This is a genomic window from Puia dinghuensis (assembly GCF_014642875.1).
GTDB classification, from domain to species: domain Bacteria; phylum Bacteroidota; class Bacteroidia; order Chitinophagales; family Chitinophagaceae; genus Puia; species Puia dinghuensis.
In genome coordinates this window covers 179,794-192,876 of the sequence record NZ_BMJC01000003.1, presented here as the reverse complement: position 1 = coordinate 192,876, position 13,083 = coordinate 179,794, and the positions used below count along the sequence as shown (strand labels likewise).

Here is a 13,083-nt window from a genome sequence, read left to right as displayed (position 1 = left end):
CTGCGCGCCTGTTTTTCTATATTTTATCAGACAAAACGATTAATCATGAAACTCTTGCTGCCCCTCATCTGTATCCTTGCCTTGCAGGCATCCGCCCAATCCGGTCGCGACATCGTCATCGGCAAGCGGGACACCCTCTTTTCCCATATCCTCAATGAAAAGCGGGGTATCCTCATCCACCTGCCACACGATGGCAACAACCCCTTCACCAGCGTGCGCTATCCGGTCGTCTACCTCCTGGACGGCGATGCCCACTTCCCCTCCGTAGAGGGCCTCATCCAGCAACTCACCGAGGTGAATGGCAACACTGCCTTTCCGGAAATGATCATCGTCGGAATTCCTAATACCGACCGGCAAAGAGATCTCACCCCTACCCACGTGAAGACCAGCATATTTGGCGACAGCAACTCGGTACGCACCTCCGGCGGCGGCGAGAACTTCACCGCCTTCATCGAAAAGGAACTCATCCCCCACATCGACTCGCTCTATCCGACAGCGCCCTACCGGATCATGATCGGTCATTCCCTCGGCGGTCTCATGGTCATCAATACCCTGATACACCATCCCCAGCTTTTCAATTCCTACATCGCCATCGACCCCAGCATGTGGTGGGACGATCGAAAGTTGTTGAAAGAGGCCGAGGTCGCCCTCGCACACGAGAAATTTACCGGCAAGACCCTCTATATGGGGGTAGCCAACACGATGCCCGACGGGATGGACACTGCAAAGGTGAGAAAAGATACCACCAATAACACCCTACATATCCGCAGCATCCTGCGGCTGGCGGCAGCGATAAAAAAGAACAAGAGCAACGGCCTGCGGTTCCGGTATAGATATTACCCCGACGATAGCCATGGCACCGTACCCCTCATCACCGAATACGACGGCCTGCGCTTTATGTTCGACTTCTACAGCTTCCGGGGCTTCGATCGGCTGGTGAACAAAGACATCCCGGCGGACTCCGCCATCGTCCTGTTCAAGACCCGCTTCCGGGCGCTCAGCGAAAACATGGGCTATACCATCCTGCCGCCGGAAGACATGGTCAACAGCCTGGGGTACTATTTCTTACAAAGCAACCAGCCGGCCAAGTCCTTCGCCTTCTTTAAGATGAATACGGAGAACTATCCCAAAAGCGGCAACACATTTGACAGCCTGGGTGATTACTATAGTTCGGCGGGCGATCGGGAAAAGGCCATCGAAGCCTATGCAAAATGCCTGACCCTATGGGACAACCCCGACACCAGGAAAAAGCTGGAAGAGCAAAAGGCAAAAAACCACTAGGAAGGCTCAACTGTTTTTTGTATCTTTTGGATACAAGTCTACTTTATGATTGCTTTGCCAAAACTAATCCCCACCACTGTGTGGAACTCGCTCTCCCTCGCGATAGCCCGCGGAGATGCCCCCCGGGCCCAGGAAATTGTAGAAGATCATCGCCTCGACGTCAACGCCTGCGTCGACAGTTCCGCCTGGATGCCCGTCCTAATGGAAGCGCTATTGTCTTACGGCTTTGCCACTGAGGACGATCGTTTACCCCTCCTGCACTACCTGCTCGACGAAGGCGCCAATCCCAACATCATCTGTGCCCGTGGATACAACTGCCTGCACATTGCTGCGCAGCAGGAGAAGTATATCCATGCCCTCGATCTCTTCCTCGACTACGATGCTGATGTCAACATCGGCGACGCGGATGGCTCCAACATCGTCTACTGGGCCGTTCAGGGCTGGCTGTTGCGGCGGGAAGGCGCCGACCGCGCCACCTATCTCCGGGTGCTCGATAAGATACTCCACCTTGGCGCCGACCTGGACCAGGAGAACCGCTTCGGCATGAACACGCGCAAATGGCTCCAACTGGCGTCCCCCGATGTCCAGGAATTGGTGCAGCGTTGGGAAGCAGCCAAACCCGTTATCCACGACGTTACCACGGTGCAGCCGGTATTCCCTAATCTCCGTTACCCCGAACTGGTACGCCACATCTGGGATCAATTTGTGCCAGCGGACGGCGGCCCCGCGGACACCGTCCAGGGCGAACTCCTGCGCACCGTCGAAAACCTGCGCGACGAAGCCCGGCGCATCGCCAATAGCCATCAACATGCCACTACAACTCTACAGGCCGTCGCCGGCGCGACCCATCGCAGGGTGCAGAAGCGCCAGGCCATCTTCGTCCGCGACACCCTCCTACGCTCAGGCGTCTTCGACAAGACCGAGAGCCACCGGATCCGAACCGAAACCCAGCGCCTCATCAAACACTCCCGCGACTATCCCAGCGATGAAGTCTACGACGACCTCGTCGATATGATCTGCGTCTTCTATACCCGCAACCCAACGCCCATCCCGCTCTGATCCCTGCCTTAGCGGCGCACGACTTTCGCATCCTCCATCGTCATCCGGCGGCGTGTCCATCGGAAACCCTACCTTTATGCATCCCCGACATCGTAAAGGAAGCCATTTATAAACTTAATTCTGAGAAAATGAGCAGCTACTCCCCAGCGAGAGACCCAAAGCAGGACGCTTTGATCTCTCCAGAGAATTCGGCATTCATAATAATCGACTATCAGCCGGTACAAGTTAATTCTATCAATTCTATGCTCAGAAGCGAATTGATAACTAACATTGTAATCGCCTGTCAATTGGCAGTGGATTACAAACTGCCGATCATATTGAGCACAGTGAACGTCAAAACCGGCAAAAATGCAGAAACCATATCCCCTATTTTGGAAGTGCTGAAAGGCTTTCCTTCCTATGACAGAACATCGATCAACGCTTGGGAAGACAAAGAATTTAATGACGCAGTAAACGCTGCAGGGAGAAAGAAACTCTTAATGGCAGCTCTATGGACGGAAGCCTGCCTGACCTTTCCAACATTGGATGCGTTAAGAGAAGGGTTCCAGGTATATCCAATCGCAGACGCTGTAGGAGGAACGTCGATAGCAGCACACGAAATGGCGCTCCGCAGGGTAGAACAGGCAGGTGCACAACTTACTTCTGTTACTCAATTGGCATGCGAATTACAAAGAGATTGGGCAAGAACGACTACGGCGCCGTTCATGGTCAAGGCCCTTCAGTCAAACGGCTCGTTTCTTAGAACATAGCGCGAGGTCGAAGAGCCGCACTGCGCCGTCGTCGCCGCAGATACAGGCATGATCACTATCCTATGCTTCAACAAATTCCCTGAGACATTCAAATGCGCTCGACCAGCCTCCATAATGGGCATCCCGTAATTCCGTCGTCGGGAAATCAGTTTGACGGAAAACCATCTCGGTCTTATTTCCGATCTTGTTAAAGGTAATGGTAACAAAGGTGGCCCCCATAAGCCCTTTCCCGCTCCCATCTTCATAGGTAAATACAAGCCTGGAAGGACTGGTGATCTCAATATATTTACCCTGCATCCAGTATTCATCACCATGCGGAGATTTGATACATGCGCGCCATGCACCGCCAACCCTAACGTCCATCTCGCAAAAAGGGACAGTAAAGCCTTCAGGTCCGTACCATGACACGAAATCTTTCCTATTTGTCCATGCCTTAAATACTCTTTCAGGTGTAGCATCAAACAATTCTACTATTTCAAGAACCTTGCTCTGGTCCTTTTTGGTTGGATTTTCCATTTTTTTTCTGAGTTTGGTTTATAATAGTTTTCTTCTGATCTTTTGCTTCCTTATCAAGGTAATTTCTAAGCGAATGGAAGCTCTTGGTCCAGAATTCCTTGTATTTCTCTGTCCATTCATGCACCTCGTTTAATTTTTCCAGCCTTGCTTCACAAAAGCGCTCCCTTCCCTGCTGCTTTATCGCAACCAGTCCACATTCTGCAAGAATCTTAATATGTAATGAGATGGCCTGGCGGCTCATCTCGAAATTGGCGGAAATGGCGTTCAGGTTCTGTGGCTGGTGCGCGATGAGGTTAATGATCTCCCTCCTTGTGGGATCGGCAATCGCCTGAAAAACATCTCGTCTGGCTTCCATAAATATGCAAGTATTTACTTGCAAATATATGTGCAAGCATTTACTTGCGCAAATTTTTCTTCCGGAGTCCCTATATTGCCAGTGCAAAAACTAACAAATGACGCCAAACACCTTTACAGTAACGATACATATGGTCTCAAGTCTTGACGGGATCATTGCCAAAAAAGATAATAGCGTTTCATGGTTTGAAACAGCTGACAATTATGAAAAAGGAGTGGGAATTACTGAACAGGAAACCGAGGAATTCCTAAAAACAATAGATTGCTATATAATGGGTTCCCGGACATATGAGCACGCCCTGGAGCTTTCAAGATCTTATGGGTGGGCTTATGGAGACGTGCCGACAATTGTAGTGACGCACAGAAACCTGCCAATTGAAAGACAGAACATCGAGATGTATTCAGGCGACCTCGAAAAGCTTGTGAACGAACGGCTAAAACCAAACTACAAGAACGTTTGGGTCGTAGGCGGAGCAGTGCTTGCAAAAAATTTCATCCGGGAGAAATTGGCGGACGAAATAAGGATGTCCGTTCTGCCCATTATTTTGGGTGACGGGACGCCGTTTTTTGACCACGTAGGACAAGAACAGACATTGCACCTGAAAGATGTGACAGCCTACAAAAACGGAATGGTCGAACTATGGTACGAAATAAGAAAATAGTTTTCGACTATTGCAAAAATTCATGGCAGGGAATTACTTCAACTTTCCAATCTTCTTGTTCAAACTGATCTTTTTGCTGAAACGTAATGATCTTACCTTCTTTAACATTAAAAAATTGGAGGGCTTCGAATATTCCGTTCAGTTCGCGGTCAAGATTATCCTGGTTAAGATCATAACAGACCTGTATCACTTCCTGAATATGCCCTTTATTGAAAGTAACAAAATCACATTCGCCTTTCTCCGAATAATAATTAATATCCTTGGTTTTCCTTCTGAGATGGAGGTAAACCAGATTTTCGAGCATACGCCCATTGTCATCGGCGTAGGAGCTGGAATTTGCGCTGATCATGCCGGTGTCTACGGCATAAACCTTCCGAGGATTGATCATTTGCTTGCGAAGCGAGTAGCTGAATTTCGGCACGAAATAGAACAGATAACTGTCTTCAAGATGTGAAAGGTATTCTGTTATGGTATTAGTAGATCCTATTTCGAACAGGCTTTTCAACCTGTTTGCAGTAAAGAATTTTCCTACATCGGATATCAGGTATAACGCCAGGCGCTGTAGTGTTTTTATATCTCGTATACCATACCGTACAGCAATATCGCGGATCAGAATATCATCGAAAACGTGATTTAGTATCTCATCAGTTTTTTGTTTAACGTATTCAGGGAATCCCCCTGTTTGAAGATATTGATGGAGGGAATCAGGCGATGGCACTAATTGATGAAACGAATTAAACTCCCGGTAGGAAAAGGGAAAGAGCTCCTTGGTGATATGCCTTCCGGTCAGTTTGGTTCCCAACTCTCTGCTCAATAAGCTGGCATTCGAACCGGTGATAACTACTTTGAAGTTTTCGTCCAGCTTTTGGCGTACATATCGCTCCCATTCAGGGATAATTTGTATCTCATCAAATAACAGGACCTTGCTCCCAGCCTCCCGGATGATCTCATCCAGTTTTAGAAAGTCCTTTCTTTCGAATTCGTATAACCGGGGATCTTCAAAATTCAGGTATAAAGCGTCCGAATACCTTTCCTTCAGCATTTGATAAAGCAGCGTGCTTTTTCCACACCTCCGGATCCCTGAAATGATCAATGCATACGCGGAAAGGTCAGGAAGGTCTGGCAATACTTCTCGTATTAACCCCCTTTCCTTCATTAAAAGGCTCTCTTTTTGGGACGTAAGTACTTGATGGAGAGATGATTTTGGAACCATTTTAATAGTTTGCATTACAAATATACAAACTTGTGCATTAGTAATATACAAAAGTGTATATTAGTACTGCAAATTATAGTATCACCGCTCAAAATGTCTTCACCGCCTCCCCAAGGTCGAGCACCCTTTGTTTACCCCGTAACAACGATTGCAACAGGCTGCTTCCCGCGGCGCTGCGATACCCACCGGCGCAGTGAACGACGATAGGCCTGTCCACCGGGATCTCCCCGGCCCGCTGCTGCAACTCAAAAAGCGGGATAGAAAGGCTATGGTCGAATATGGGCCGGTCTTTCACCTCGCTCGCATTGCGCACATCCACAATAGTATAGTCATAAAAATGCTCCCTGAACCATTCGACATCCAACTGGTCCGCCACAAACTCGCCGGCCCCTTCCAACGCCGCCGCATCCCCCGCCACGCCGGCGTCCGCCCCCATCACAAACGCCCCCGCCACCTTATTCTCATAACCGATGGCCGCCGTCCGCGCCAACATTCGCTGCAGGGTCTTCTCATCTCCCGCCGTCAGATAGAACCGCTCCTCCGGCCGGATAAGACTTCCCAGCCAGGTCTCGAAGGAATTCCCCTCCATAATATTGATCGAATGCGGTAAGTGCCCCGCCTTATAAGATTTCCCATCCCGGACATCGATGGTCCAAAGCCCGGCGTCTATCTCCTTCACACCCAATGCCGGATAAACCGGCGCCGGCGCCCCTTGCTGGTTCATCGATACATTATAGGGGAAGTAGGCGGGTATAAACGGTTGCTCCTGTAATAGCTCTTTTACAAAAGCCGCTTCCGTCTTCACCTGGAAGGCCCAGTTATACTGCCGCTGGTCATACATCGTACTGCTCGTCGCCTCACTCAGATGTTTCCCGCAAAGCGTACCCGCACCATGTGCCGGGTAGACGATCACTTCATCCCGAACGTTGGCCAGATTCTCCCGCAGACTGTGAAAAAGCTGGCGGGCAAGTGTATGCCTTTCCGTCTCTCGCGATCCGTTGCTTTCCCGCAGATCGGGCCGGCCTACATCCCCGGCAAATAAGGTGTCACCGGTAAAGATCGCCCGTTGCACTCCATCTGCCGAAACCAACACGCTGATGCTATCGGGGGAATGACCTGGGGTATTGATCGCCAAAAACCGCACCTCGCCAAGTTCGATCACATCCCCATCATCAAAGGTCTGACGCGGATATCCCGCTTTTATTAATTTGCTCGAATAGATGGTAGCTCCCAGTTGCTGGTGTAACGCCAGATGACTGCTGACAAAGTCGGCATGGGGATGCGTCTCGATTACACCCGTTATAGCCGCCCCCGTTTCGGCGCTGAACTCCCGGTAGGGCTTCGTATCCCTTGCCGGATCGATAAGGATCATCTCGTTTGCCGATTCGCTAAGCACCGCATAGCTGAAATGCGAAAGATGCTTGTCTTCAAATTGTCTGATCTTCATGATAGTTTAATTTTTTAATGTGGAAGCCGATTCCTGATCCTTCCATAGGCCCAGGTGCCCGCAACGGCGCTTAGCAGCGCGATAAACATGACGAAGAAACCCGCGCCAACCTGCGCAAATAAAGGACCGGGACAGGCGCCCGTCAACGCCCAGCCGCACCCGAAGATCAGCCCGCCGATGATCTGCCCCTTGTTAAAGGTCTTCGGCGCCACAGAGATCTTCTCCCCGGTGATAGCCTTTACATTGAATCTTTTGATCAACAGCATCGAGATCATTCCCGTCACAATGGCCGATCCGATCACCCCATACATATAGAAGCTCTCGAGGCGAAACATTTCCTGGATACGAAACCAGGAGACCACTTCGGATTTTACCAAAATGATCCCGAAACCCATCCCAATGAACAGGTATTTTAGTAGTGCTCTCATAATTCTCTTGCTTACAAACGTAGAATGATTGGTAATAAAAGATTGGCGGTGATGAATCCACCGATCATAAAACAACAGGTGGCGACAAGCGAAGGCCATTGCAGATTGGAAAGACCCATGATCGCGTGGCCGGACGTACACCCACCGGCATAGCGCGTCCCAAACCCAACGAGGAATCCGCCACCGACGATGAGCAAAAGTCCCCGCAGCGTCAGCAGCGACCGGAAGCTGAACAACTCACCGGGCAGCAATGTTCCATGGTCGCTCACCCCATAGCCTGCCAGCTCCCGCGCCAAACGGGGGTCTATGGCTACGGGCCTTCCAGTGGCAAGCCAGGTGGCAGCGACCGCTCCGCCCAAAAGGACACCGGCGATAAACACCAGATTCCAGGTTTCCTTCTTCCAGTCATAGGTGAAGAATGAAATACCCGAAGGAAAACAGGCGGCGCAGATATGCCGCAGATTGGAGGAAATACCAAAGGTCTTGTTGCCGGTGATAAGCAAAACCGGCACGGTCAACCCGATCAGTGGCCCGGCGACATACCAGGGCCAGGGATGTTTTATCAATTCAAGCATAAGAAAAAAAGGATAGTATAAAAATAGTCGACCCCATCAGCAATACAAGATAGCCGAACAAATGTTTTAATTTTTCGCCGTGCATTTTTTTACTCAGCATCCCGCCCAGGATAATACCCACGGCGGCTATGACTGTTATCTGTAGAAGTAGTCGCCAGTCGATCGCCAGCCGGCCGATGTCCCCGGAGAATCCGATGAGGGAATTTAGCGCGATGATCAATAAGGACGTCCCCACCGCCTCCTTCATCGGCAGGTTGGCAAAAAGCACAAGCGTGGGGATCAACAGGAATCCGCCGCCTGCACCCAGCATACCCGTAACCAACCCGACCCCGACGGCGTATAACGTCATCCGGAAGGGTTGCCCCGCACTCATCTCGCCCATCGCTACCATCTGCCCCCCGTCCATCACCGCCACTACTCCTTCGCCACCCGTCGTCCCCTTACGCCCGCGGATCATTGCCAACCCCGCCACTATCATCAAAAGGGCGAACAACAACATCGTGAGCATGCCATGGGTGATGGTATGGCTCCCGATCGAAAAAAGCCGTTCGGGTATCCTCGGGATCAACAGCTTCCGCGTAAGGAAAACGGTCACCACTGACGAAAAAGCAAACAGCAGCGCGATCCTCACCCGTACAAGACCCTTTCGGTATTGGGCGACCGCCCCCGCCAGGCTCGTCAGCCCGACAATAAAGAGGGAATAGGAAGTAGAATGTACCGGATCGATCCCAAACAAGTACACCAATACAGGTACGGTAAGGATAGAACCGCCGCCGCCGAGCAGCCCAAGCGAAACACCTATAAAAAGGGAAGCAATATAGCCGACCATCATAGGGCTGCAAGTTCAGCTTTTAATAGCAGGTCGCCGGTGACTTATGTCACAACGGGAGATTATCGGGATGAAGCAGCTCTATATGCTGACGATTCACTTTCACATATCCCTGTTCTGCCAGCTTCCGCAACAGCCGGGTGATGACCTCGCGGGAAGTGCCCAGTTCAGTCGCCAGCTTGCCATGCGTCACCGGGATGATCGTGGAATTGAGCATCTGCCGGTGCTTCTTCAGGTAGAGCAGGATGCGCTCGTCCATATTCCGGAAGGCGATGGCGTCGATAGTGTTGAGCAGGTCTTCCATTCTGCTGCGGTAGGTAGACAGCACAAACTGGTACCAATAAGCGTTGGTCCGCATCCAGTTGCCGGCCTGGGCTATCGGGATGCTAAGAACAAGGGTATCCTTCACCGCCACGGCCTTTACCTCACTGGCGCGATGCTGGGCGCAGCACAAGATCGATAAGGCGCAGGCCTGTCCCGGCTCTAAGTGGTACAGAAATATCTCTTTTCCCTCCTCATCTTCCCGGAAGATCTTGATCAGGCCATCCAGCACCAGCATCGTTGACTTTATATGCTGTCCCGGCCGCATGATCTCTTCCCCCTCGCGGATACTCTTTACCTGCCCCTTTGCCATCACCTCTTCCGCCAGGGAAGGATCAAATTCGGGGAACAAACGTTTTATGGTTTCCGGAAGATTAATTTCCGTTTTCATCCCTGCAAGTTACGGTTCTTTGTATCTTCGACCCCGGTTTTTAAGCCAACCTTCCACCATGAACCAGCACAACCCGCCAAAAGCCTGTTCCTTTCTTCCCGCCGCCACACAGATGATCTACGATATGGGCCTGCAACACCTTCTGCATGGCGTCACCTTCGAATGCCACCCACAGGCGCTCGCCGAAAAACCGGCCATCGTCCGTTGCATCATGGAAGGCAAAACCTATACCAGCGCGGAGATCGATTCCGTTTTCAGCGCCGCCAAGGCGCAAGGCAAAAGCTTGTATTATGTCGAGGAAGAGCTCTTGCAACAAATCGCTCCCGACATCATCTTCACCCAGGACACCTGCGATGTTTGCCAGATCGACACAAAATGTACCGCCGCCGCGGTCGCCAGACTGCCTCATCGCCCGGAGGTCATCCCACTAACGCCCGATACTCTCGAAGATGTCTATACGACGGCCGTCACCATTGCGAAGGCCCTGGGCCACGAAGACGCCGCTTACACCTATCTGGCCGCCTTGCAAAAAAGAACCTCCCGCATCCTCGATACCCTCCGGCAGCACAACATGCCGATGAAACGCGTCATGATCTTCGAATGGATCGACCCCATCTATAATTGCGGTCACTGGATACCTTTCCAGGTCGCCCAGGCCGGCGGCATCGACATGCTCGGCAACCCCGGCGGCGACAGCATCGTCACCGGCTGGGACAAGATAAGGAAATACGACCCTGAGATACTGATCATCGCGCCCTGCGGTTTTCATATCTCCCGTGCCCAACAAGAACTGCACCTCCTCACCCGCCACGAAGGCTGGGACAACATCACTGCCGTACGTACCGGTCGCGTCTTTGCCTGCGACTTCGATCTGTTCACCCAACCCTCGCCATCCAACCTCGTCGACGGCATCGAATTACTGGCCGCCTTATTTCATCCTACCCTCTTCACTATTCCTGCGGCACTAAAAAACAAGACCTTCCCCTTTACTGCAGTCCCCGTCTGACGCTCATAAAACCTTTCCTTTTCGTATCTTTCAACTCTCAACCACTTACCATGAAAGATACTTCACTTCCCGCCGGACGGCGTAATTTCATCAAAACCGCTGCTACGTTTGCCGGTGGTATGGCCGGGTTTTCCCTGCTCTCTGCACCGGTGCTGGCCGGCAACGGCCCCAACACTCAATCGCCCGTAAACCCCGCCACCATTGCTGCCCTGCCGGTGGACAAGGATATCAACATCATTGGCCCGAAAGAAGGATACAGTCCGCAGATCGGAACCCTGGTGTCGATGATGGCCTGGATCCGACCCCAGATAGTTAATTCGGTCAAGAACATGACGACCGAACAACTGGATTTCCTGCTCGATGACAAGGCAAACACCATCGGCGCACTCTTATACCATCTTGCGGCGACCGATGCCTTTTATCACGAACACACCTTCAAAGGAGTTGCATGGGGGAAATTTGACCCTGCTGTGGATGAGAAATTCAGGGTAGCCATGGAATTGGGTGAAGAGGGGCGCAAGAAGATCAAAGGCAATACCGTGGACTTTTATCTTACTTTGCTACAGGAAACCAGGGAAAATACGCTGACAGAATTCAAAAAACGCGATGACAAATGGTTTATGGCCGTCGACGAGAAATGGTATTGGGGCCCGACCAACAACTACTGCAAATGGTTCCATGTCTGTGAACACGAATCGCATCACCTTGGGCAGATTGCCTTGCTGAGAAGCCGATTGCCCGGCGCAAAGTTCGAGGGCTAAAGCAGCAGCACCCCAACTTATAAAAATATGAGTAAACCCCGTTCCCCGGTTTTCCCGGGGGATTAGGTAATTTTGAGGCTCATTTTAAAAATTGGAATTATGATACCAGTAAAAGGATATGCTGCGCAGAGCCCAACAACCGATCTTGCTCCGTGGGACTTCCAACGCCGCGACGTTGGTCCGCATGACGTACAATTCGACATTTTATTTTGTGGAGTCTGCCACTCCGATCTGCATCAGATAAAGAACGACTGGTTCCCCGGCATCTTCCCGATGGTACCCGGCCACGAGATCGTCGGAAGGGTGATAAAGGTCGGCAGCCACGTAAAAAATTTCAAGGTCGGCGACCTCGCCGGAACCGGCTGTATGGTCGACTCCTGCCGGGAATGCGAGAATTGCAAGCGCGATCTGCAACAGTACTGCCTCAAGGGCAACTCCCAAACTTACAATGGGCTCGAACAGGATAAGAAAACCCCCACCTATGGCGGGTATTCCAAGACTATCGTGGTCAACGAGGACTTTGTCCTGCACCTCTCCGAAAAGCTCGATCTGGCTGCAACAGCACCGCTGCTTTGCGCTGGCATCACCACCTACTCTCCCCTGCGCCACTGGAAGGTTGGCAAAGGGCATAAACTTGCCGTCCTGGGCCTGGGTGGATTAGGACATATGGGCGTAAAATTTGGGGTAGCCTTTGGCGCAGAGGTCACTGTCCTCAGCACCTCTCCCGCTAAGGAAAAGGATGCCAAAAGACTGGGCGCCCATCATTTCCTTCTCACCTCTGATGCCGCACAGGTAAAAGCCGCCAGGGGCAGATTCGACTTCATCCTCGACACCGTCTCCGCAGAGCACGATATAAATATGTACATGTCGATGCTGCGTACGGATGGCGCCCACATCTGCGTGGGAGTTCCGCCCAAGCCGACACCCATCCACCCCTTCGCCATTATCGACGGGCGCAAAAGCCTTACCGGTTCGGGCATCGGCGGCATCAAGGAAACCCAGGAAATGCTCGATTTTTGTGCCGACCACAACATCGTCTCGGACATCGAGCTCATCGATATAAAGGACATCACGAAAGCATACGCGCGAATGCTCAAAGGCGACGTCCGCTATCGGTTTGTTATCGATATTGCCACCCTCAAATAGGGAAGCCCCCAATAAATAAAAGCCGCCGGCCCCCTACCGGCGGCTTTTTCCTATCCCGCCCTCCCGTCAGAGATGACCCTTCCGCTTCGTCGAATCCCCCTTGGAATACCCGACATTGTTCACCTGCAGCACTCCCGGCGACCCACCAGGCTTGATATAATTCACCTTTACATCCGCCACCGAATCCCCTGGAGCCTTGCCGGCCGCTTTTTTCACCATCACCACCTTGGTAACTTTTACGCTTTCCCCAGGATGCAACTTCGGATCGGTCTGCGCCTTCCCGGCGGTGGCGGAAAGTAACCCCGCTAAAAGGCCAAAAACTGCCCATGTCTTGTTGTTCATGAT

At 51.6% G+C, this 13,083-nt stretch carries 16 protein-coding genes; 7 read left to right on the top strand and 9 right to left on the bottom strand.

The window, feature by feature from the left end; genetic code table 11:
• Positions 1-45 precede the first annotated feature (45 nt).
• The 3 genes from IEY39_RS14090 (at position 46) to IEY39_RS14080 (ending at position 3,089) form a co-directional block, all read left to right on the top strand.
• A complete protein-coding gene (locus IEY39_RS14090) occupies positions 46-1,281 on the top strand; it encodes an alpha/beta hydrolase-fold protein (RefSeq protein WP_188932595.1) in 1,236 nt (411 codons plus the stop codon).
• A gap of 54 nt (positions 1,282-1,335) precedes the next feature.
• Positions 1,336-2,340 (top strand): ankyrin repeat domain-containing protein, encoded by a 1,005-nt coding sequence (locus tag IEY39_RS14085; RefSeq protein WP_188932594.1) that lies wholly within the window; start codon positions 1,336-1,338, stop codon positions 2,338-2,340.
• 128 nt (positions 2,341-2,468) lie between these two features.
• Positions 2,469-3,089, top strand: a complete 621-nt coding sequence (locus tag IEY39_RS14080; protein ID WP_188932593.1) for a hydrolase — start codon at positions 2,469-2,471, stop codon at positions 3,087-3,089.
• Positions 3,090-3,149: 60 nt separating this feature from the next.
• On the opposite strand, the gene IEY39_RS14075 is transcribed toward IEY39_RS14080, so the two are convergent.
• Together IEY39_RS14075 and IEY39_RS14070 are read right to left on the bottom strand one after the other, a co-directional pair.
• On the bottom strand, positions 3,150-3,605 hold the full coding sequence (locus IEY39_RS14075; protein WP_188932591.1) for an SRPBCC family protein: 456 nt from the start codon (positions 3,603-3,605) through the stop codon (positions 3,150-3,152).
• Positions 3,565-3,960 carry an ArsR/SmtB family transcription factor gene (locus tag IEY39_RS14070; protein ID WP_188932589.1) on the bottom strand — a complete coding sequence of 132 codons (396 nt, stop codon included), beginning with the start codon at positions 3,958-3,960 and terminating at the stop codon, positions 3,565-3,567. Before IEY39_RS14070 ends, IEY39_RS14075 begins: the two co-directional genes overlap by 41 nt.
• 97 nt (positions 3,961-4,057) lie before the next feature.
• Between IEY39_RS14070 and IEY39_RS14065 the strand changes: the two genes are divergently transcribed.
• Positions 4,058-4,621: a dihydrofolate reductase family protein gene (locus IEY39_RS14065; protein WP_229688907.1), complete on the top strand. Its 564-nt coding sequence runs from the start codon at positions 4,058-4,060 to the stop codon at positions 4,619-4,621.
• Between the two features lie 7 nt (positions 4,622-4,628).
• Here the strand turns inward: IEY39_RS14065 and IEY39_RS14060 are convergent, their stop codons facing one another.
• The 6 genes from IEY39_RS14060 to IEY39_RS14035 all read right to left on the bottom strand — a co-directional run bounded on the left by IEY39_RS14060 (position 4,629) and on the right by IEY39_RS14035 (position 9,825).
• A complete protein-coding gene (locus tag IEY39_RS14060; RefSeq protein ID WP_188932587.1) occupies positions 4,629-5,834 on the bottom strand; it encodes an ATP-binding protein in 1,206 nt (401 codons plus the stop codon).
• A gap of 88 nt (positions 5,835-5,922) precedes the next feature.
• Positions 5,923-7,281, bottom strand: coding sequence for an MBL fold metallo-hydrolase (locus IEY39_RS14055; RefSeq protein ID WP_188932585.1), 1,359 nt, complete (start codon positions 7,279-7,281; stop codon positions 5,923-5,925).
• Between the two features lie 14 nt (positions 7,282-7,295).
• A complete protein-coding gene (locus tag IEY39_RS14050; RefSeq protein WP_188932583.1) occupies positions 7,296-7,709 on the bottom strand; it encodes a DUF6691 family protein in 414 nt (137 codons plus the stop codon).
• 11 nt (positions 7,710-7,720) lie between these two features.
• A complete protein-coding gene (locus IEY39_RS14045; protein ID WP_188932581.1) occupies positions 7,721-8,284 on the bottom strand; it encodes a YeeE/YedE family protein in 564 nt (187 codons plus the stop codon).
• Positions 8,277-9,116, bottom strand: coding sequence for a sulfite exporter TauE/SafE family protein (locus IEY39_RS14040; RefSeq protein WP_188932579.1), 840 nt, complete (start codon positions 9,114-9,116; stop codon positions 8,277-8,279). Before IEY39_RS14040 ends, IEY39_RS14045 begins: the two co-directional genes overlap by 8 nt.
• Positions 9,117-9,162: 46 nt before the next feature.
• Positions 9,163-9,825 (bottom strand): Crp/Fnr family transcriptional regulator, encoded by a 663-nt coding sequence (locus IEY39_RS14035; protein WP_188932577.1) that lies wholly within the window; start codon positions 9,823-9,825, stop codon positions 9,163-9,165.
• A gap of 58 nt (positions 9,826-9,883) precedes the next feature.
• Between IEY39_RS14035 and IEY39_RS14030 the strand changes: the two genes are divergently transcribed.
• The 3 genes from IEY39_RS14030 (at position 9,884) to IEY39_RS14020 (ending at position 12,738) form a co-directional block, all read left to right on the top strand.
• Positions 9,884-10,831 (top strand): ABC transporter substrate-binding protein, encoded by a 948-nt coding sequence (locus tag IEY39_RS14030; RefSeq protein WP_188932575.1) that lies wholly within the window; start codon positions 9,884-9,886, stop codon positions 10,829-10,831.
• Between the two features lie 50 nt (positions 10,832-10,881).
• Positions 10,882-11,592 (top strand): DinB family protein, encoded by a 711-nt coding sequence (locus IEY39_RS14025; protein ID WP_188932573.1) that lies wholly within the window; start codon positions 10,882-10,884, stop codon positions 11,590-11,592.
• A 99-nt stretch (positions 11,593-11,691) separates the two neighbouring features.
• Entirely contained in the window at positions 11,692-12,738 is a 1,047-nt protein-coding gene (locus IEY39_RS14020) for an NAD(P)-dependent alcohol dehydrogenase (RefSeq protein ID WP_188932571.1), read from the top strand.
• 66 nt (positions 12,739-12,804) lie between these two features.
• Here the strand turns inward: IEY39_RS14020 and IEY39_RS14015 are convergent, their stop codons facing one another.
• Complete coding sequence (locus IEY39_RS14015; RefSeq protein WP_188932569.1) at positions 12,805-13,080, bottom strand: hypothetical protein; 276 nt, start codon at positions 13,078-13,080, stop codon at positions 12,805-12,807.
• Between the last annotated feature and the right edge of the window lie 3 nt (positions 13,081-13,083).